Here is a 20,879-nt window from a genome sequence, read left to right as displayed (position 1 = left end):
CAGAAAAATCAACAATAACCTTTAGCCCTAAAGCTAAAGCTTATCACCTACTTATTTAATCTTATATCCCTCTAATTCTAGATTCACACCTAAAACATTCACCCTAGCAATTCCTATTTTACCAAATACGTGACCACTTGTATGCTTTTCAATCACTTTTTTAACTTCCAGTGGCTCAAGCTGACGAGCAGTCGCAATTCGTTCAACTTGAAATTCGGCTCCTGCTAAGCTTATTTCTGGATCAAGTCCACTCCCTGATGCTAAAACTAACTCACTGGGAATCTCTTTCCCTTGTGGATTTGTTTTTTTTATTTCCGTTATCCGAGTCATCACTAAATCACGTTGCTCCTCACTAACAGGAGATAAATTGCTCGCTTCGTTTTCTGGTCTCCCATGTAAAAAACCAGCACCCATAAACGATTGTCCAATTAAATTCGAACCCACGATTCTTTTTTGACCAGTCTGATCACTTGCTTCGATAACACTTCCATTGGCCTGATCTGGAAAAATAACTTGAGCCATTCCTGTAACCAAAAAAGTATAAAAGCCACCACAAATGACCGTCATAATCCCTAACATTTTTAAGCTCACTAACCAAGATTGTTTGATTTGTTTCATCTGCCTATTCTCCTTTTTATCGTCTAAACGATCCGTTAATCAGTCCGCCTAAATTAAACCCATAACAGTTAACCCCATATCGATTAATTTAATTGCAATAAACGGGGCAATCAACCCACCTAATCCATAAACAAGCAAATTATGACGTAACATTTTGCTGGCCGGTAATTCTTTGTAAGCCACCCCTTTTAACGACAAAGGTATCAATGCAACGATAATCAAAGCATTATAAATAATCGCTGATAATATCGCACTAGTCGGACTCGTTAAATTCATTATGTTCAACTGATTCAATTGAGGATATATGCCAAAGAATAAAACCGGTATGATGGCAAAATATTTTGCCACATCATTAGCAATACTAAACGTGGTTAAGGCACCGCGGGTCATGAGTAGCTGTTTGCCAATCCTAACCACATCGATTAACTTGGTCGGGCTCGAATCTAAATCGATCATATTACCTGCTTCTTTGGCAGCTTGAGTCCCAGTATTCATGGCGACCGCCACATCAGCTTGAGCTAATGCTGGGGCATCATTGGTGCCGTCACCTGTCATGGCTACTAAATGGCCTTCCTGTTGGTAATGACGAATTAATTCCAATTTAGCTTCTGGTGTCGCCTCTGCTAAGAAGTCGTCCACTCCAGCTTCAGCGGCTATAGCCGCTGCGGTCATCGGGTTATCACCTGTGATCATAATCGTCTTAATTCCCATTCGACGCAAGTCTTCGAAACGTTCTTTTACGCCTGATTTCACTATATCCTTTAAATAAATCACACCAAGAACTTGAAAATTTTTGGCAACGACCAGTGGTGTGCCACCAAGAGTCGCAATTTTAGCAACCAGTTTATCGCATTCTTCTGGATAGATTGAGCCGTTGGCTAACACGTATTGTTTAATCGCATCAGCTGCTCCCTTGCGAATCTCATCTCCTTGGTAATCAATCCCACTCATTCTGGTTTTAGCGGAAAATTCAATAAACTTAGCATTGGTCTCCTTAAAGTTGCGAGCTCGAATATCAAATAACTCTTTTGCTAATATAACAATACTCCGTCCCTCAGCTGTTTCATCCGCCATGGACGATAATTGGGCAGCATCCGCTAAATCTTTTTCTGATGCGCCTCGGACTGGTAGAAATTCGCTAGCCTTTCGATTTCCCAGCGTAATTGTTCCAGTTTTATCCAACATCAAAATATCCACATCACCTGCCGCTTCAATTGCCCGTCCACTCATGGCCAAGACATTGGCCTTATTCAAACGACTCATGCCAGCAATACCGATGGAAGACAGTAGCGCCCCGATCGTCGTCGGTGCCAAACAAACAAGCAAGGCAATAATGGTCGTTAATGACAATGGCTTACCAGCTCCTGCTAACTGACTGGAAAATGCCGTATATGGCAATAAAGTAGCCGACACTACTAAAAAAATCAGCGTTAAGGTAATTAATAAAATTTGCAATGAGATTTCATTTGGTGTTTTTTTCCGTGAAGAGCCTTCTACCATAGCGATCATTTTATCCAAGAAACTTTCGCCACTTTCAGCTGTCACTTTAATGATTAACTCGTCAGACACTAACGTTGTCCCGCCAGTCACGGCGCTGCGATCGCCGCCTGATTCACGAATAACAGGAGCTGATTCGCCAGTAATAGCACTCTCGTCTACTGAAGCTGCGCCTTCTACTACATCGCCATCCATCGGAATTTGTTCACCCGCAACCACGTAAACCAGATCGCCACGTTTCAAGTCAGTTGAACTGATTTCTTGAAAATCTAACGGATTTTCTTTGACTTTAATCCGTTTGGCCGTCACTTCTTTACGAGCACTCTTTAAGCTGTCTGCTTGAGCCCGTCCGCGACCTTCTGCGATTGCTTCAGCAAAATTAGCAAACAAAATAGTGAGCCATAATATAATTGTAATGGTAAAAACAAACCAAGAAGCCGTGTCACGAATTCCTGCAAAACTTAAAAAGTAAAGAACCGTAGTTAAGATTGCCCCTAAATAAACAACAAACATTACTGGATTCTCCAACTGGGTTTTTGGTGCTAATTTGACAACTGATTGTTTTAGCGCATCTTTAAAAATAGTTGTTTGTGACAGTTCTTCATTCACGTTAAACTCCACTCCTCTTTCTTATTTCATTGTTAAAAAGTCAGCAATTGGACCTAAGGCTAAAGCAGGTAAAAAACTTAAAGCACCGACTAAAATAATGACACAAAACAACATGCCAACAAAGGTCCCATTGGTCGTTGATAACGTCCCTTCACTAATGGCCACCGTTTTCTTTTTGGCTAAATTCTCACCCAAGAAAATTACAGCTATCATCGGAATAAAACGCACCACCAGCATCGTCAAGCCACCGACTACATTTAAGAAAGACGTATCTGCCTGCAAACCAGCAAATGCACTACCATTATTATTGGCCAATGACGAGAAGGCATACAGAATTTCTGAAAAGCCATGAGCGCCACTGTTAGTCAGCATGCTTTCTGCTTGTGGCCAGAGCACAAAACTCATCGTCCCCAAGAGAGTCATTAAAGGGGGTGTCAAGACCACCAAGCATACCATTTTCATATCAAAGGGTTCAATTTTTTTCCCTAAATATTCCGGCGTACGCCCCACTAAAAGTCCTGCAATAAAAACTGTCAAAATTAAAAACGCAATTAGCCCGTATAAGCCACTACCGGCACCACCAAAAACAATTTCGCCTAACTGCATTAAAAACATGGGAATCATCCCTCCTAACGGGGTGAAACTGTCCATCATGCCATTGACCGAACCATTGGAAGCAGCTGTTGTGCTGACAGCCCAAAGCGCTGACCAACCAACACCAAACCGTGTCTCTTTCCCTTCCAAATTGCCCATATTGATCAACTCTGCAAATTCAGGACTTGTATGTAACTCGCTAAGAGTCACGCCAACTAACGCTAAGACAAAAATAATCATCGTGACGATAAAAAGTGTTCGTCCTTGTTTATGATCTTTTACAAAATAGCCAAAAGCAATTAGTAACGCCATAGGAATCAACAAGATACTGATATTCTCAACAAAGTTACTTAAAACGGTCGGGTTTTCAAAAGGATGGGCCGAGTTGCTACCAAAATATCCCCCACCATTTGTTCCCAACTGCTTAATCGCGACTTGACTAGCAGCTGTTCCTAAATAAAGCCAACTTTTTACACCTTTTTCCAGCGAATCATAGACGATAGGTCCCGAAAAACTTTGAACAACACCTTGAGAGACTAAAAACAACGCAATGACGATCGAGATTGGTAATAAAATATAGAGAGTTGACTTGGTTAAATCTTGCCAAAAATTGCCGATTTCTTTTTGTTTTTTCGCCATAAATCCTCTTAATAACACGAATAGAACAGAAATACCTATTGCTGCGGAGACAAAATTTTGAACGGTTAATCCAAAGATTTGACTAAAGGTCGATAAAGTCGTCTCACCTGAATAAGCCTGCCAGTTTGTATTGGTCGTAAAGCTCAGGGCTGTATTAAACGCTAAACTTAAACTTGTCCCCTTTAATTGAGCAGGGTTTAAAGGCAATAATCCTTGCAGTAACATAATAAGAAAGACTGCTAAAAAACTAAAAAAGCTAAAGGCGATAACTGCCACCCCATAAGTTTTAGCGGTCATCTTCTTCTGACTTTCTTGACCAATTAAGCGATAGGTCACCTTTTCCACTGGCTTTACTAAGCGATCGAGCCAAACTTTTTGCCCAGTCATAACCTTATAGCAATATTTTCCCAAAGGAATGCCTAATCCGATCAGCACCACGAAGAACAAAACATTATAAAAAATAATTGAGATCATTTTAAATCCCCCCAAAATAAGACATAAATTAAATAGCACAACAACAACAATGCCATAAATCCACATACAACAATAATTCCATTCATTATCTTTACCCCTCTATTCAAACTCTAGATATAGCCCCAAATACATTGGTAACTGATTGTCTTGTATCGGAGCTTTATCTATCCCTAGCATAACAACTTTTTAATAAAGATAGTGTTAAGAAAAAGCCTCCAGGTGTTAAGATTGCGTAAAGAAAAACCCCTTAATTAAGAGTATTCTCCTAACTAAGGGGTGGGCTACATGCTGCGCCAGCTAATATTGGCTTCTGCACAAAGTGTTCCGTCCAACTTAATGCGATGCTTACTAATCAGTTGTTCTCCTGAGGCCTCTTGCCAATGACTTGTCACACTGTTGCCATAGGCTAGTTCCTTATCAAAACGAATATTTACAAAAGTTGGTTCATGGCTGGTTAAAAATTTATAAGCCAAACTATCAACCATCCAATCCAGATAACGGGAATTATTGACATGTTTATTGCCATCAATGTCGGAAAAACGAACTCGATACTCTCTAGCATCTGAATCATCTTCTAAAGAACTAATTTTCGTTCCTCGCAAAATCTTAGTAATTTTTTCGCAATCATAAGCCTCAATAATATCTAACGGCACACTTGTCATCTTGCGTGTGGTTAAGTCCATTAACACAAACGTTGAACTAATCGCAACGCATTCCTGGCCACTTTCATCGTGAATCCAGAAATTGCGGTAACAAAAATACTTGTTATATGATGTGGCCTCCGTTGTGACTGATACTAGCTCTTCTGTTTTAGGTAAGCGAGTAATCGTCATCTCATGCTGAGTAATGACCCAGCCTAAACCAAGACTATTAACAAAATCAGACCCTCTGCCCAAGGCTTCACTTTGTGATTCAGAGGTTTTAATGACGATATTAAGAAGCATTGGTAAAGTCAGTTTACCTGTCACATCGCATTCGTAAAATTGAATTTCATGTTTTTCCGTAAATTTAGTTGCCATCTTAGTCACCCTATCTTCAGTTCAATACTTAATACTATATCATAAATAAATTGAAAATCACTAGCAAAACTAAGCCTTCTTTGACAATCGAACAAAAAATTCCACTGAATTAGGTTACGGATGGACACATTTAGCAATTTTCGACATCATTTGCTTTTTATTATAGGCTATACTATAACTAACACGTGGAGGTCAACATTATGGAACGCATTATCGCAGATTGTGTTAACTATATTGAAACTCATTTAAAAAGTCATTGGACAGTTACGGAATTAGCCGAGAGGTACCATTACTCTCCCTTCCACTTCGCTCGCCTGTTCAAAGAAATTACTGGCAGTACGTTAGCTACTTATATCCGCCAACGCAAACTTTGTCACACTTTATATGACATTTCTCAAGGCCAGCCAAAACAACAAGCTGCTCTCGATTATGGTTTTCAAAGCTATTCAGGCTTTTATCGAGCATTCACTCAAGTCTACGGGTGCGGTCCAAAAGTCTACCTTAAGATCCATTCCATCGACAAACCGGTTTGTCCAAATATTTTAGAAAGAGGACAAGTCATGTATACAAAAACAGAATTAATCAAGCTCATTACAACCAATTGGACGTTTCCTGCTATTACAAGTATTACTCCTTTGGACACCGAACACATTCGCCATCAAGTTTGGGTGATTAATCACGACTATATCTTAAAGAAAGGACAGTATGATGAACTGGACAAACACGCTCGTATTTGCGCCGGACTGATTAATGAAGGCATTGCCAGTCAAGAGATCTATTTAACTAACAAAGAGTGTCCCATTTTACAATTAGACGCCGGTGATTTTATCTTAATGAAAAGTTTAGTGGGCGAGCCATTAACAATGACTGCTCTTTTTTCAGAAAAAATGACACTCTACGCAAATGAGCAAGGCCGAGCCTTGGCTAAGCTTCATCGAGTATTAGGCTCTCTCTCATCGGATTTGATTGACACCTATGATTTAATCACAACTCTTGAAAACTGGGCTTTGCCAGAAACAACTAAAGTTGCCCTTCAATGGCAACTCGATTTGCCCAGTGGTTTTGCTGACGCTCTTTTATCAAAGGTGAACACACTATTTCCCAGACTCCCTCAACAAGTTATTCACCGAGACCCGAATCCAGGGAACATTCTTTATTCAGGAACAAAAGTCTCAGGATTTATTGATTTTGATATTAGTGTCAAAAGTCAACGACTTTTCGATCTTTGCTATATGGGAACAGCGATTTTATCACATTTAACGAAACCAAGTCACTATCGACAATGGCCTCAACTTTTTCAAGAATTAATTACCGGCTACCATCAAGAAGAGCCTTTAACAGAGGAAGAAAGGCAAGCCATTTTCCCGATGCTCTGTAGCATTCAAATGATTGCGATTGCTTATTTTAGTCATGTCAATGAATGGCAAGAGGTTGCCAGAGTAAACCGAGAGAATTTAGTCTATCTCTACGCCATTCAAGATGAGTTTGACATCCGCCTTCAGACGATGTAATCAAGAGGTTGGACAAAAGTCCTAGCCTCCAGTACTTTAACGAGCCTTGTGCAATAGACATGCTGCAAAAGTCTAATTACTTCGACCTTCACTTCGATGTCTCTTGTCTTTAATTGCTAAAGCAATAAAAATAACGGCAATACTTATCGCTTCAGCCTTTAGCAATTGACGAAATCCTAGCGAACTGTAGAGTCCTCAATTTCTACGCATTAAAATGCTAGCCGTTATTCTTGCAATTGATCGTCTGAGAAATAAAAGACATCGAAGAGTGTTGAGGTTTCAAAGCTTGCGTAGTACTGGGACCAAAACGACTTTATGTCCCAGCTTGTTGATGAGCCCCAAACACTCTTCCATTGATTAAAACTTAGGGAGATTATCATATTGGGAAAGCAAGGGGGAATAAAAATGCTTTTCTGCTGCTTGACGAGCTTCATGAGCAGCTTCACGAGTCTCGAAATTTCCCAAATGGAATTGTTCACCTTTGAAAGTAATGTCCGCTCGCCATTTCGAACTATTATGACAACGGCTGACACCTCGAAAACCACTGGTATTATTACTATTTACAGTGGTTGACTTAATTAATTCGATCGCTGTCCCATTGACAATCGTAAGGGGTGAGACAGCTTTTAAACAACCACAACTCTGAGTATGGCCATTTCGTAAATTATAATAATAGACAATTGTTTGATTCCCACAGTCACATTGACACAGCCATTTTGTCTGATTGCCTAGTTCAGTCATTGGTTGGATGACTTTCAATTTACCAAACACCTGTTGACGAATATTTAAGGAAGCCAACTTAATATGGCCACAATCAACACGATATCCTCGTATTAACTGCCTCCTTGAAAGTTTTACTTGTTTTCCACAAGAACACTCGCATAACCAAACAACTGTGCCTTCTTTTCGCTCCTCAGTAGCCCTCTTTACACATAATTCACCAAAAACTTGTCCAGACAAATCAAGATAGTGACACTTAGTGACGTTCTTCTTCCTTGTTGTCGATTTCAACTAATCATCCCTCCACTTACTTTTAGTCGAGAAAGTGACCCGCTATTATCTGCTAAACAACAGATCAGCTTATCTCTGACTTCTCTACGATTAATAGCTTTGACATAATCCTTATATCCATAATCGGTTAAACTTTCAAACTATTAAGTTAGCAACTAACCTACAAAAGTCCAAACAATCTCAAATGGATTCGTTTTCATGTCGAAGTTCTTGTCATTAAGATTGCGAGAGATGCGTAAAATCTGATAGAATAGATAATGAAAGTGAGGCCAAGTACTATGACTCCCAATAAAGAAGACTACCTAAAACTAATATTTGAATTAGGTGGCTATGATAAAAAAATAAATAATAAATCAATTGTAGCTGGCTTAAATGTCTCCGCTGCTTCTGTGAGTGAAATGATCTCTAAGCTAGAAAAAGATGGCTTTGTCAAACATTCCCCCTATCAAGGTGTGCAATTGACAGATGCTGGTTTGCAGCATGCTAGCACGCTTGTTAGAAAACACCGACTGTGGGAAGTATTCCTCGTCAACCATTTGAATTACGCTTGGAATGAAGTCCATGTGGAAGCCGAAGTCTTGGAACATGTCACGTCTGAAGAACTGGCTAATCGTCTAGAGGAATACCTCGATTTTCCAAAAGTTTGTCCTCATGGTGGTGTTATTCCTGGAAATAATCAACCAATTCAAGAACAAAAATTAAAATCCTTAAGTGAAGTCACAGTCAATCAACGTATTCGAATTGAACGAGTCATCGATGAAACGGAACTCCTTGACTATTTAGCAAGTATTAATCTCGGTATTCATGCCCTCGTTACAGTTAAAACAATTGGGGCTTATGAAGGCCCACTTACCCTCATCAATGATGATGGCCAAAAATTTCATGTCAGTTTTAAGGCAGCTCATAATATTTTTGTTAGTGAACAGTAACCTCGATCTTCGAGGTTTTTCTTTTTTCTGTTATTTATTCCCTCTTAAAATAAATAGCAGCAGATAAGATCGTTTATCCTTGCTTTGACTCAACTAAACCAGTAAAATATACCTAATGTAATAATTTTACAAATTTTCAATTAACTTATGAAAGTTTCAAATTTACTTATTTTCAGAAAGTGAGGCGGCGATATCTATGTCAAATGAACAAATCGCATTATTTACGATTTTCGGAGGAACTGGCGACTTAGCACAACGAAAACTATACCCATCTTTGTTTCGCCTATTTAGAAAAGGTTTCTTAAAAGAACGTTTCGCTGTTATTGGAACAGCTCGTCGCGAATGGAGTCACGAGTACTATCGAGACATCGTTCGAGGAACTATTCAAGAATTAGAGCCTACAGAAAAAGAATTAGCTGATTTTACAAGCCATTTCTATTATCAAGCTCATAATGTGACAGACACCGAACACTATCATAATCTTAAGGTATTAGCGACTGAATTAGATCGCAAGTATCAATTAGATAACAATCGAATCTTTTATTTAGCCATGGCTCCTAATTTTTTTGGTGTTATCACTGAACATTTAAAATCTGAACAAATCATCACAGAAAATGGCTTTAATCGATTAATTATTGAGAAGCCATTTGGGACAGATTATCAATCTGCTGAAAAGTTAAATAACGAGATTCGGGCTGTGTTTGAAGAAGATCAAATTTTCCGGATTGATCATTACTTAGGCAAAGAAATGATTCAAAACATTTCAGCCGTTCGCTTTGGCAATAATATCTTTGAATCCTTATGGAACAACAAATACATTGATAATATTCAAGTTACTTTATCTGAATCACTCGGCGTTGAAGAACGTGGTGGTTATTATGATAAAAGTGGTGCCTTAAAAGACATGGTACAAAACCATATCTTGCAAGTTGTCTCACTTCTCGTCATGGAGCCTCCCGCCATCTTCTCTGAAAAAACTATCCGAGAAGAAAAAGTGAAGGCCCTAAATTCAATTCGTGTCTACTCCGAAAAAGAAGCCATGAAAAATTTTGTTCGAGGTCAGTACGGCCCCGGTCAATTAGACGGCAAATCATTTATCAGCTATCGTGACGAAACAAATGTAGAGCCAGAGTCTCAAACCGAAACGTTTGTGGCTGGTAAATTGGTTGTTGATAATTTCAGATGGCGTGGCGTTCCTTTTTACATTCGAACAGGTAAACAATTAACCGAAAAGGGCACTCGAATTAATGTCGTCTTTAAACCAACACCGATTAATGTCTTCCGTGATCCAAGTGAAAATGCTTGTGACGCTGAAGATATCCCCCGTAATATTTTAACTATTTATATTCAACCGACTGAAGGCTTCCAATTGACGCTAAACGGCAAAGAGATTGGATCTGGTTTTAATATCGATCCGATTAAATTGGACTACCGTCATTCTGCAGAGTCTTTGGACAATAGCCCTGAGGCTTACGAGAAATTGATCTTAGACTGCCTCCAAGGCGATGGGACTAACTTTACTCACTGGGATGAAGTTGCTCAATCATGGCGTATTGTGGACGTGATTAGACATGCCTGGGACAAAGAAACACCTGACTTCCCTAATTACCCTAGCGGTACTATGGGGCCACAATGTGCCTTTGATCTCTTGTCAAGAGATGGCTTCGAATGGATTTGGCATCCGGACGAATGGTATCGTGAGCACGGAAAACTCTAACACCCCAAATAAGACCTGAACGAAAATTCGCTCAGGTCTTATTTTTTTGTCTATTCGAATCCTTCAGCAACTGCCTCTGGAAAATTAGCTTCAACAATTTCCGCACAACGATGACACAATGTTGGCAATTTTTCATGACTGCCAACATCCGCTTTGACAGCACGACAACGGTCACAGGTTTCTCCAGTTGCCTTTTCAACTAAAATAGCCATATCGTTAAAGCTATGGGCCCCTGCTGGCACTTCCGTCCCTACGGCAGTGACAGCCACTTGAGAAACAATCAACAATTGATCCAGTTTCGCATCCAAGGCATTAATCAAGACCTTAACTGGCTCGCTTGGGAAAATAGTCAGTTTGGCTTCAAAAGATTTACCAATCAATTTCTCATTTCGGGCTTCTTCTAGAGTTTTAAGCGCATTGTCTCTCAAATCCATAAAAGCGTCCCACATGTCCATTAATTCAGCTTGATTTGGAAATTCCTGATAGCCAGGTAATTCAGCTAATTGGACATACTCTTCTTCCTCTTTTAAATGACTCCAAATTTCTTCAGACGTATGTGGTAAGATTGGTGTTAACAATTTTGTCAGCGTAACTAATGTTTCATAAAAAACAGTTTGCATACAGCGGCGTTCTGCGTTATCTTCTGCTTCAATATAAACCACATCTTTAGCAAAATCCAAGTAGAATGACGACAAATCGTTCGTACAGAAATTCACCACCGTTTTATAAATAGTTGAGAAGGAATATTTGTCATACCCTTTTTCACGAATTTGCTTCGTCACCTGATTCAAGCGAACCATCATGTATTTATCAACCGAACGTAAATCATCGTACTTGATCCCGTGTTCTGCTGGAATAAAGTCAGTCGTATTGGCTAATAAGAAGCGCATCGTATTTCTGATTTTACGGTAAACCTCAGAGATCTGATTCAAGGTATTCATATCCACACGGACATCCGATTCATAATCAACACTCGCAACCCAGAGACGTAAGATGTCAGCTCCCATCTGTTTCATAACTTTACCAGGCTCAATTGTATTACCAAGTGATTTACTTTGTTTGCGACCTTGTGGGTCCAAAGTAAAACCTTGAGATAATACGGCTTTATACGGGGCCACACCATTGATTGCCACACTCGTTGTAATACTTGAGTTAAACCAGCCACGATATTGGTCAGAACCCTCTAAGTACATATCCGCCGGGAAACTTAAGTTATCACGCCCACGTAGAACCGCTTCATGAGAAGAACCGGAATCAAACCAAACATCCATAATGTCATTTTCCTTAGTAAACTGGCCATTTGGACTGCCTTCATGCGTAAACCCTAATGGCAATAATTCCTTCGCTTCACGTTCAAACCAAACACGAGAACCTTCTTTTGCAAAAATATCAGCCACATGTTCAATCGTTTCTGGTGTCAAAATCGGTTCGCCATTTTCGGCATAAAAAATTGGCAATGGCACACCCCAGGCACGTTGACGAGAAATAACCCAATCGCCGCGATCACGAACCATATTATAAAGACGGGTTTTGCCCCAAGGTAAAATCCACTCTACTTTCTCAACTTCAGATAAGATGTTTTCACGGAATTTATCAATTGAAGCAAACCACTGTGGCGTTGCTCGGAAGATAACCGGTTTCTTTGTGCGCCAATCATGAGGGTAACTATGAGTAAAGAAATCTAACTTCAATAAGGCGCCTTTTTCTTCTAACAACTCGGTGATCATCGGATTAGCTTTATCATAAAAGATCCCTTCAAATCCAGGCGCTTCCGCTGTAAAGATACCACGATTATCAACAGGGGATAAAATTTCCAAGTTATAACGTTTGCCCACTAAATAATCATCTTCACCATGTCCAGGAGCTGTATGTACTAAGCCCGTACCAGCGTCCAATGTCACATGATCACCTAACATCACTAATGAATCACGGTCGTAAAAAGGATGTTGTGCCGTCATATTTTCTAAGTCTGCTCCAGCGATTTCTGCTAACGTTTCAACGGCTTCCCAACCGATGGCTTCTTTAACAGTTGCCAATAAGTCTTTCGCCACGACAAACTTTTTACCATCCGCCTCAACCACTAAATATTTATAGTCTGGATTTACAGAAATACCCAAGTTAGCCGGTAATGTCCAAGGAGTCGTCGTCCAAATAACAAATGATGTATCAGACTCTAGCTTGCCTTTACCATCCTTAACTGGAAATGCGACGTAAATAGACGCAGACTTAACATCTTTATATTCAATTTCAGCCTCTGCTAAAGAGGATTCACTAGAAGGTGACCAATAGATCGGTTTTAAGCCTTTGTAGATATAACCCTTTTCTGCCATTTTTCCAAATACTCGAATTTGTGCCGCTTCATAATCAGGAGTTAATGTGACATAAGGGTTATCCCATTCACCAGCTACTCCTAAACGTTTAAAGTCTGCTCGTTGTGTGTCAACTTGTGTCAACGCATACTCTTCACATTTCTTCAAATACTCAGCACGAGACATTTCTTTACGGTTGACGCCTTTATTGGTTAAAACTTGTTCAATTGGCAGACCATGCGTATCCCAGCCAGGAACATAGGGAGCACGAAATCCTGACATGGATTTAGACCGAACAATGATGTCCTTGCTAATCTTGTTTAAAGCATGTCCAAGATGAATATTGCCATTTGCGTATGGAGGACCATCATGCAAAATAAAACTCGGTTTCCCTTCATTAAGCTTTTGACGTTTTTCATAAATTTGCTTTTCTTCCCACTCTTTTTGCCATTCTTCCTCTCTAATAGGCAAATTGCCACGCATTGGAAAATCAGTTTTTCCCAATTGCAACGTTTCTTTCATCTTCATAACTGTCTTCTCTCCTCTTTTTTATACTTGATTATTTTGGCTAAATAAACATGATTAGTAGCGCTACCCATGACTAGCGTACAAAAAAAGTACTTCTCCCATAATAGGGACGAAGTACTCGTGTTACCACCCAGATTTAGAACTTAACACTAAACATGTTAAATTCCCTCTATTCATTCGTAACGAGAATGACTCGTCAATTGCTACTTAAGTTCACAATTAAAGGCAATGAAGGATAATTCAATCAAAGAGGGTCTACCGATCTCACACCGTCATCGGTTCGCTTTAAGAATCATTTGATTGTTTTTTGTTTCATTGTTAATCTCTACGACGCTCACGACGTTCAGGCTTTTCACTTGTAGCAATCGTTGTGCTTAAATCAGCAGCCAAAAGTTCATCAGCGGCCTTGCTGATTTTTTCCAGATCAATTGCTTGAGTATTGCCCTCTAATTCTACATTAGCAGCCTTTTGTTTGTCAAGATGCTCATTGTCAAGCAAATCTCTAACAGCCGAATGTTGCGTTTCATCAACATAAGTTGAGAAAGGTTTCAATAATTCATCCCAATCTTTACTTTTGACGATTTCCAATTGCGATTCAAGTAACAACGCCAGACTACGATGAAACTCTCTAGTTTTTTTCTTTAAGTCATCTGTTTCATGAGCTAACTGGCTAGCCCGAGTCGTCGCTGAATCCATGACTTCTTTAGCTCTAATATTAGCCGCATTTATCGTTGATTCAGCTTCAGCCTTAGCTTGGCTAATAATACTCTTAGCATCAGCACTGGCCGTTGTGACCATCACATCAGATTCACGTGTGGCACTGTCTTTTAACTTATCTGCTGTGTCTTGAGCCACAATAATTGATTGATTTAACGCATCTTTTAGTTCATTGAAATAGGTTAATTTCTCTTCAGCATGTTTTAATCCCTTTTCCAATTCCCTTTTTTCACGTAAAACATCTTCATAATCGTTAATGATTTGATCTAAAAAATCATCAACTTCTTCTTGATTATAGCCTCTCATTTTCGTCGGGAAGCTCTTATTCTTAATATCTAATGGACTTAAAGCCATACTTTCTCACCTCTGCGTTATTTTCTTAGAACACCTATTTGTAATCGGTGTTTTTCTTTTTTTGTTTGACCGTTAATCTCTCGTACTTGAATTCGACCAAACCCACGTATTGAAATAATATCCAATAACGCTAGCATAAAGTCCGGGCGCACACTCTCCACCCAATTCACCTTTACCTTACCACTTTCAACCAGTGTTTTAGCTCGTTGCCGAGAGATATTAAACACGGAAGAAATGACTGTATCCAACCGCATCGAACTAACGGTTGTCTGTTCAATTTCCCAGCTATCTTTTGGTCTAAGGACCTCTGTATAGTTAACTTCTTCAAGGCGAATGGTAAACGAACCAATCTTTGTTAACTGAGCCTCTACGAAGTGGGCAATCTCCTTATTAACAAAAAACTGCCAACGTTCACCATCAGAAATAATATCTCCAAAAAACTCTCGCCGTATCCCAATATTCAGTAACGTACCAAGAATCTTTCCATGAGATAACTTGCCGAATTTAGTCGGATAATGAATCTCAAATAAGACAGTATCGTACTCATCAACTGTTGGTTGATAATAATCAGGGTAGATTAATGCCCGTCGTCTTTCGGCGCTTTCATAGCCGCCATAAAAAGAAAAAAGTAACTCACTATCGCTTCTTACAATTGATTCTAGTATAAATGCTTGTCTAGGATCTAAAAAATCAGTTAGATGAGGAGCATATTGACTTTCAACCTGCTCGATCCATCCTCCTATCATATCAACAAAAGGATGTTCATCTTTACGAAAATGTTGATAAACATTTACATTCACAGACACACATCCTTTCAATGATATTCTTATTGATTAATAAGCAAGGGTCAATAGTAGTCTGCCTAAAATTGTAACGCCCATTCTCAAAACAAAAATGGCAATAATAATCGAAAAGCCAATCCCGCCAATATTTAAGTTAAACCGATCAAATAAACTTAAATAGGGTTCACAGATTCTGGAAATAAGGCGACCAATCGCCGAGTCATAAGCTCCCGGAAACCATGACAATAACGCATAAATTGCGAGAAGACCAATATAAATATTAGCTGCATAAGAAATAAAATTAATTAAATTATAAATAATCAAAAAACCACGTCCTTCTAATAATCCCTAAATTGGGTACTTAGTAAGCTCTTAGCAGTTGCACTATCAATCTCAGTATTAGGAGGTGTTAAGATGAAGATTTCATCACCTAATCGTTGGATATCTCCATCTAGCGCATAAACTGCACCAGTTAAGAAATCGACAATTCTGCGAGCCTGAGATTCTTCTACCAAATGAAAATTAACAATCACAATTTCATTTCTAAAAACACACTTTGCGATATTTTTAGATTCGGTATAAGTTCTCGGTTCTAGTATTGAAATTTTCTTCACTTTTTCTTCTCCTATTGAACTTTGTTGAGATGAACTTTCTTTCTTACTCATTTGAACAACTTTCTGAGGAATCCTCACGTTCTCCAATGAAGGCTCCTCCGGTAATTCACGAGTGGGTTGTTTGATTGGTTGCTGCTTTTGCGGTTGCACAGGTGCTTGTCTGAATCGGGTATTCTCTGCTGTTCCTTCATCTTGAAAATATGAACGGTTTGGGCTAGAATATCGTGGTTCTGGTTGTTCAACATGTGCGGGTTCAGCAGTATACGACTCTTCGTAGTCGTCACTATCATTCAATCCGAAAAACTTTTGTATTTTTTCAGCTGTTGTCGACATATTCATTCTACTCATCCTTCTTATTTTCTAGTCTTTGAAAAAAGCAGTCCCAATCCTAACATGTGTAGCGCCTGCTTTAATGGCAATTTCAAAATCTTGAGTCATCCCCATACTTAACTCCTTGCAAGGGGCATGTTCCCAATTCAATGCCATTATTTCATCCCTTTTAATGGCTAGCTGAGTAAAATACTCCTCTATTTCTGTTTCCGTCCCATCGAAAGGTGCCATGGTCATCAACCCGACCACCTCGATCAGCGGATACTTAGCTAAAGCTTCAATAAAATCGTTTGTTTCGTCTAATAAGACACCTTGTTTTGCCTCTTCTTGAGACACATTGACTTGAACAAAACACTTGATAACATGTTCTGCCCGTTTTTCAATCTCAGCTGCCAATCGTTCGTTCTCTAAGGCATGGAAGTAATCCACTTGATTAATCACGTCTTTTACTTTACGCCGTTGCAAACGTCCTATTAGGTGCCAAGTAATGTCATAGTCTTTTAAAGCAGCTTGTTTCTCAAGCAAGTGATCTGTTCGATTTTCCCCAAAATCAGTAAACCCAAAAGGAATAAGCTTTTCAGCTTCCTCACTCGTAACCGACTTTGTCACGGCAATCACTTTAACTGAGTCTGTCTTACGCTGAACCTTTTGACATGCTTGAGAAACAGTTGTTTTTATTTGATTAATGTTGTCTTCAAGCATGCAAGTAGCTCCTATCTTTTTCTGCGGAAAAATGCAGGTGTATTTAATTCATCATCATCATCTTTGTCAATTGGCTCTTTTGAGAAACTCTCAAATTCTTTTTTCTCAAGCTTGTCGAATGAGGCTGGCTCAACGTTACCACGCTGGCTAGGTTCACGACGAATATCCCAATCGCCAAAAGCACTGTCTGCTTCTGGTTCAGCTTTAACCGGCTCTAAATCAATCGTTGGGCGTGGAGCAGGTGCTACCACTTGCGATTGAGTGTGTTGTTGCGTTGTTTGTTGCGAGGCTTGTCTAACGACGTTGCGGCCGCTCTTTTTTTTTTCGTTTTTTGTTGGGTCAATCCCTGTTGCAATTACCGTCACGATAATTTCATCTTTCAGGTCTTCATTAATTGACGTACCCAAGATAATATTAACGTCGCTATTAGCAGCACTTGTCACGATATCAGACGCATCTTGTGCTTCAAACAAGGTCATGTCCAACCCACCAGTAATATTCAATAGAACTTGTTCAGCTCCATCAATAGATGTTTCTAAAAGCGGAGAAGAAATCGCTTGTTTAGTCGCTTGAATCACACGATCCTCACCACTGGCTGAGCCGATCCCCATCAAAGCAGTTCCTTGGTTTTCCATGACAGTCTTCACATCAGCAAAGTCCAAGTTAACATAACCAGGTGCGGTAATCAAATCAGAGATACCTTGAACCCCTTGGCGCAAGACATTATCTGCTTCTCTAAACGCTTCAAGGATAGGCGTCTTTTTATCAACAATTTCCAATAAACGGTTGTTGGAAATAATCAGTAATGTGTCAACATTTTCCTTTAATTGTGAAATCCCTTCAGCAGCATAACGGCCACGCTTTGGTCCTTCAAAACTGAACGGTCGTGTCACCACTCCAACTGTTAAAGCGCCCATTTGTTTGGCGATACGAGCCACTTCTGGGGCCGCACCAGTTCCAGTTCCACCGCCCATACCAGCAGTGATAAAGACCATGTCTGCACCACTTAAAGCATCAGCTAAAAATGATTCACTTTCTTCCGCCGCTTTTTGACCGACTTCTGGTTGAGAACCCGCTCCAAGACCACGAGTGTACTTTGGGCCTAATTGAATGACTGTTTCAGCTTTACTGTCTTTTAATGCCTGGACATCTGTGTTGGCAACGATAAACTCGACGCCTTTAACATTTTCATCGATCATACGGTTTACAGCGTTTCCGCCACCACCACCGACTCCGATTACTTTTATTATTGCACCACTATCAATGTTATTATCAATTGAAAATTCCATCTCGTTATAGTCCTCCTATTTGGGTTTTAGTCAAAAATGTTAGAAATAAAATCTGTTAACTTGCTCTTGACATTTTTGCCTTTCGGTTCTTCTTCTTCGTAATCATCATAAACCACCGGCTGTTGAGTAATTTCTTGCTCAACTTGTTGGGGTGCTTCATAACGAACGTCATCATTCGTTTGACTAACAGAAAGTCTACCACCAATAACGGCTGCTTTTGAAATATGGTAGATATCATTTAACTGTGAACCATATTCAACAATGCTAATCGCATTGGAGAAAATTGGGTTTCTTAGGCCCATATGGTTAGGTACATGCAATTTCACATGAGTACCAAAAACATCGGCAGCCAGTTCAACAATACCGGGAATACTTGCGTTACCACCAGTAAGAATGACCCCACCAGGTAAGGTTAACGCATCAATTTCTTCCAAGGCTGCTTTTGATTTCGCTAAGATTTGTTCCATGCGAGCTTCAATAATTTCAGATAAATAACGTTCATCCACTTTGATCGGTTCTTTTTGGCCAATCACATCCACTGGAAACTCTTCATGAGAAGACGTTCTTTCTGGGTAAGCATCACCATAATTTATCTTCAGTGCCTCCGCATTGTTCAACGATGTGTTTAACACGACAGAGATATCTTTGGTAACGAATTCGCCACCTTCTTGTTCCACATAGGTGAACTTCAAATCATTTTCATACATGACCGCAGTCGTCGTTTGACCGCCACCCATATCTATGACGATTGTCCCAAAGTCTTTTTCCCCATCTGACAGGATTGATTCAGTCAAAGCCAACGGCGTAATGACAAGTTCAGCTAATTGCAAGCCTGCTTTCTCAACACATTTACGAATGTTATGTACAATAGTTTTAGGTCCTGTAAAGACGACCCCATTCATATCAAGACGAACCCCGATCATACCACGAGGGTCCTTAATGCCATCAAAACCGTCAACTTTAAATTCTTGAGGAATCAATGTGATGATTTGACGTTCTGGGGGCGTTGAACGAACAATAGCCGCTGAAGCCACATTGCGAACATCCTCATCTGTAATTTCTTTTGATTCTGTATTAACGGCGATCATGCCTTCACATTTTTCAACTTCTAATAAGTTAGCCGGTAAGCCAACGTTGACTTTTCTAATTTTAATGCCAGATTTTTCTTCTGCTTGACTAATGGCCCGCTTAATTGAGTCCACGGCTTTGTCGATATCAATCACGATACCACGACTTAATCCTTCCGCCTTAGCATTTCCGACACCAATAATATTAATTTGACCTTCGATATATTCAGCCACAACAACTTTAACTGACGTTGTTCCGATATCAAGGCCAACATAAATTCCTGTTTTTGCCATGAAAGGTATTCCCTCCTATTTTAAATTGCTATTCAATACTGTTTAGTTTCATGTTAATTTCATATTATTTAATCAAAATTACAAAATAATCCATCTTCATACAATTCTACCATAAATAGTAGACTTTACAAAAGGAGAATACATAATAATTCATTAATTATTTTGATTATTCTCTTCTTCAACTTGTTTTTCCCAATCCAAGCGTTCTTTTTCAGCTTGGGCCGCTTTTTTTTCTGCTTCAATTGACTCAAAAGTGGTAAAGAAAATCCCAGCTTCCATATCGACAATTCCTTTGCTAGGATTGTCCGCAATAACTTGAGGATAATAATTAATCTTGTCTTGGTAATCACGGGTTGAAGCGATAATTTGATTACCATCTTTCATGGTCATGGTCATTAAATACGCATTGGAACTTGATGGAGTACTTTTTATTTCCTTGATGTTAGCCATTACTTCCGGATTAATCTTTGAAAAACTAGCCATCAAATAATTTAAGTTATCTCCTTCTTTAAAATCTATTAAGACGGGAAATGTTTCATTTTTAATTTCCGTTGGTTCTCTCAAAATAGTACCATTTTCAAGGACCGCATGAATCGTCTGATTTTCTTTCGCATAAGCGACTTCTGCATACTCTGTGACTGTTACTTTTAAATTATTCAGTCGGCTCAATCGAATGTCGACATCTTTAATTCGCGGATTTTCTTTTTTTATTCTGGGAATCAACTCATTGTTGAAGTAGGCTGTCCAAATAAATTCCTTGCCCGTCAATTTAGTCGAAGCTGCAATTGCCTCTGAAGTCACCAGCTCGTTGCCAACAATTTCAATCTTATTAAGCTTACTAAGAGGTGACACGTAATACATCGTGCCGATAGCCCCTATTCCGAAAACACTAATAAGTAAAGTTAATCGTCTTTTCAAACGCTTTTGTCTTGCTTCTTTCATTTTTGGCAACTTGTCGGCAAACGACTTCGATTTAGGAAGATCTTTTACCGTTTCTAGCGTTGGTCCATCTTTGGTTCCCTCTTTAGCAGGCTCTTCTATTACCTCAATGTCTTCAGAGCCTTCAGCCGGTTGATCTTTTTTATCAACATTTTTTTCAGTTTCTTCAGCTTTTATCACGTTTGGCTCTTCCGTCGTTTTCCAACGAGGTTGATCGCCAACGTGTTCTAAATATTTCAAATTCTCTTTTTGCCAAGGTGTAAGCATCTCTGTGTCTTTTGACTCAGATGGCTTATTGATATCTTGATCGTCTTTTCCCATGATGCTTACCTCCTA

The 20,879-nt window shown here is 39.4% G+C and carries 17 protein-coding genes; 3 read left to right on the top strand and 14 right to left on the bottom strand.

Going from position 1 to position 20,879, the window contains the following annotated elements; all coding sequences use genetic code 11:
• Positions 1-51: 51 nt before the first annotated feature.
• The 4 genes from I6N95_RS11035 to I6N95_RS11020 all read right to left on the bottom strand — a co-directional run bounded on the left by I6N95_RS11035 (position 52) and on the right by I6N95_RS11020 (position 5,450).
• Positions 52-618, bottom strand: a complete 567-nt coding sequence (locus I6N95_RS11035; protein ID WP_209527580.1) for a potassium-transporting ATPase subunit C — start codon at positions 616-618, stop codon at positions 52-54.
• Between the two features lie 48 nt (positions 619-666).
• Positions 667-2,724, bottom strand: a complete 2,058-nt coding sequence (gene kdpB, locus I6N95_RS11030; RefSeq protein WP_209527578.1) for a potassium-transporting ATPase subunit KdpB — start codon at positions 2,722-2,724, stop codon at positions 667-669.
• A 21-nt stretch (positions 2,725-2,745) separates the two neighbouring features.
• Entirely contained in the window at positions 2,746-4,431 is a 1,686-nt protein-coding gene (gene kdpA, locus I6N95_RS11025; RefSeq protein WP_209527575.1) for a potassium-transporting ATPase subunit KdpA, read from the bottom strand.
• Positions 4,432-4,712: 281 nt separating this feature from the next.
• The gene (locus tag I6N95_RS11020; RefSeq protein ID WP_209527573.1) at positions 4,713-5,450 is read right to left on the bottom strand and encodes an acyl-[acyl-carrier-protein] thioesterase; all 738 of its coding nucleotides are present in this window, start codon (positions 5,448-5,450) and stop codon (positions 4,713-4,715) included.
• A gap of 200 nt (positions 5,451-5,650) precedes the next feature.
• Between I6N95_RS11020 and I6N95_RS11015 the strand changes: the two genes are divergently transcribed.
• Complete coding sequence (locus I6N95_RS11015) at positions 5,651-6,961, top strand: helix-turn-helix domain-containing protein (protein WP_209527571.1); 1,311 nt, start codon at positions 5,651-5,653, stop codon at positions 6,959-6,961.
• A gap of 357 nt (positions 6,962-7,318) precedes the next feature.
• On the opposite strand, the gene I6N95_RS11010 is transcribed toward I6N95_RS11015, so the two are convergent.
• Positions 7,319-7,972, bottom strand: coding sequence for an AP2/ERF family transcription factor (locus I6N95_RS11010; RefSeq protein WP_209527569.1), 654 nt, complete (start codon positions 7,970-7,972; stop codon positions 7,319-7,321).
• Between the two features lie 278 nt (positions 7,973-8,250).
• Here I6N95_RS11010 and I6N95_RS11005 point away from each other — a divergent pair, with 278 nt between their 5' ends.
• A complete protein-coding gene (locus tag I6N95_RS11005; RefSeq protein ID WP_209527568.1) occupies positions 8,251-8,901 on the top strand; it encodes a metal-dependent transcriptional regulator in 651 nt (216 codons plus the stop codon).
• A gap of 196 nt (positions 8,902-9,097) precedes the next feature.
• Complete coding sequence (zwf, locus tag I6N95_RS11000) at positions 9,098-10,618, top strand: glucose-6-phosphate dehydrogenase (RefSeq protein ID WP_209527566.1); 1,521 nt, start codon at positions 9,098-9,100, stop codon at positions 10,616-10,618.
• A 50-nt stretch (positions 10,619-10,668) separates the two neighbouring features.
• Here the strand turns inward: zwf and ileS are convergent, their stop codons facing one another.
• From ileS to I6N95_RS10955, 9 genes are all read right to left on the bottom strand, one after another.
• Complete coding sequence (ileS, locus tag I6N95_RS10995) at positions 10,669-13,455, bottom strand: isoleucine--tRNA ligase (RefSeq protein WP_209527564.1); 2,787 nt, start codon at positions 13,453-13,455, stop codon at positions 10,669-10,671.
• Between the two features lie 318 nt (positions 13,456-13,773).
• Positions 13,774-14,526 (bottom strand): DivIVA domain-containing protein, encoded by a 753-nt coding sequence (locus I6N95_RS10990; protein WP_209527562.1) that lies wholly within the window; start codon positions 14,524-14,526, stop codon positions 13,774-13,776.
• A gap of 17 nt (positions 14,527-14,543) precedes the next feature.
• Positions 14,544-15,326 carry a YlmH family RNA-binding protein gene (locus I6N95_RS10985; protein WP_209527560.1) on the bottom strand — a complete coding sequence of 261 codons (783 nt, stop codon included), beginning with the start codon at positions 15,324-15,326 and terminating at the stop codon, positions 14,544-14,546.
• A gap of 33 nt (positions 15,327-15,359) precedes the next feature.
• Positions 15,360-15,632 carry a YggT family protein gene (locus I6N95_RS10980; RefSeq protein WP_209527558.1) on the bottom strand — a complete coding sequence of 91 codons (273 nt, stop codon included), beginning with the start codon at positions 15,630-15,632 and terminating at the stop codon, positions 15,360-15,362.
• A gap of 14 nt (positions 15,633-15,646) precedes the next feature.
• Positions 15,647-16,261: a cell division protein SepF gene (locus tag I6N95_RS10975; protein WP_209527556.1), complete on the bottom strand. Its 615-nt coding sequence runs from the start codon at positions 16,259-16,261 to the stop codon at positions 15,647-15,649.
• Between the two features lie 21 nt (positions 16,262-16,282).
• Positions 16,283-16,954, bottom strand: a complete 672-nt coding sequence (locus I6N95_RS10970) for a YggS family pyridoxal phosphate-dependent enzyme (RefSeq protein WP_209527554.1) — start codon at positions 16,952-16,954, stop codon at positions 16,283-16,285.
• An 11-nt stretch (positions 16,955-16,965) separates the two neighbouring features.
• Positions 16,966-18,243 (bottom strand): cell division protein FtsZ, encoded by a 1,278-nt coding sequence (gene ftsZ, locus I6N95_RS10965; protein WP_209527552.1) that lies wholly within the window; start codon positions 18,241-18,243, stop codon positions 16,966-16,968.
• Between the two features lie 26 nt (positions 18,244-18,269).
• A complete protein-coding gene (ftsA, locus tag I6N95_RS10960) occupies positions 18,270-19,604 on the bottom strand; it encodes a cell division protein FtsA (protein ID WP_209527550.1) in 1,335 nt (444 codons plus the stop codon).
• 153 nt (positions 19,605-19,757) lie between these two features.
• Positions 19,758-20,864: a cell division protein FtsQ/DivIB gene (locus tag I6N95_RS10955; RefSeq protein WP_209527548.1), complete on the bottom strand. Its 1,107-nt coding sequence runs from the start codon at positions 20,862-20,864 to the stop codon at positions 19,758-19,760.
• Between the last annotated feature and the right edge of the window lie 15 nt (positions 20,865-20,879).

This window comes from Vagococcus allomyrinae (assembly GCF_017829975.1).
In the GTDB taxonomy this organism is placed as follows: Bacteria; Bacillota; Bacilli; order Lactobacillales; family Vagococcaceae; genus Vagococcus_D; species Vagococcus_D allomyrinae.
This window is presented reverse-complemented; position numbering and strand designations above follow the sequence as displayed.

Bases quoted from the DNA above. Each gene is read 5' to 3' on its own strand.
- I6N95_RS10990 (WP_209527562.1), bottom strand. From the start codon at position 14,526: ATGGCTTTAAGTCCATTAGATATTAAGAATAAGAGCTTCCCGACGAAA.
- I6N95_RS11005 (WP_209527568.1), top strand. From the start codon at position 8,251: ATGACTCCCAATAAAGAAGACTACCTAAAACTAATATTTGAATTAGGT.
- ftsA (WP_209527550.1), bottom strand. From the start codon at position 19,604: ATGGCAAAAACAGGAATTTATGTTGGCCTTGATATCGGAACAACGTCA.
- zwf (WP_209527566.1), top strand. From the start codon at position 9,098: ATGTCAAATGAACAAATCGCATTATTTACGATTTTCGGAGGAACTGGC.
- I6N95_RS11015 (WP_209527571.1), top strand. From the start codon at position 5,651: ATGGAACGCATTATCGCAGATTGTGTTAACTATATTGAAACTCATTTA.
- I6N95_RS10975 (WP_209527556.1), bottom strand. From the start codon at position 16,261: ATGAATATGTCGACAACAGCTGAAAAAATACAAAAGTTTTTCGGATTG.
- I6N95_RS10970 (WP_209527554.1), bottom strand. From the start codon at position 16,954: ATGCTTGAAGACAACATTAATCAAATAAAAACAACTGTTTCTCAAGCA.
- ftsZ (WP_209527552.1), bottom strand. From the start codon at position 18,243: ATGGAATTTTCAATTGATAATAACATTGATAGTGGTGCAATAATAAAA.
- I6N95_RS11020 (WP_209527573.1), bottom strand. From the start codon at position 5,450: ATGGCAACTAAATTTACGGAAAAACATGAAATTCAATTTTACGAATGC.
- I6N95_RS11035 (WP_209527580.1), bottom strand. From the start codon at position 618: ATGAAACAAATCAAACAATCTTGGTTAGTGAGCTTAAAAATGTTAGGG.
- I6N95_RS10955 (WP_209527548.1), bottom strand. From the start codon at position 20,864: ATGGGAAAAGACGATCAAGATATCAATAAGCCATCTGAGTCAAAAGAC.
- kdpA (WP_209527575.1), bottom strand. From the start codon at position 4,431: ATGATCTCAATTATTTTTTATAATGTTTTGTTCTTCGTGGTGCTGATC.
- ileS (WP_209527564.1), bottom strand. From the start codon at position 13,455: ATGAAGATGAAAGAAACGTTGCAATTGGGAAAAACTGATTTTCCAATG.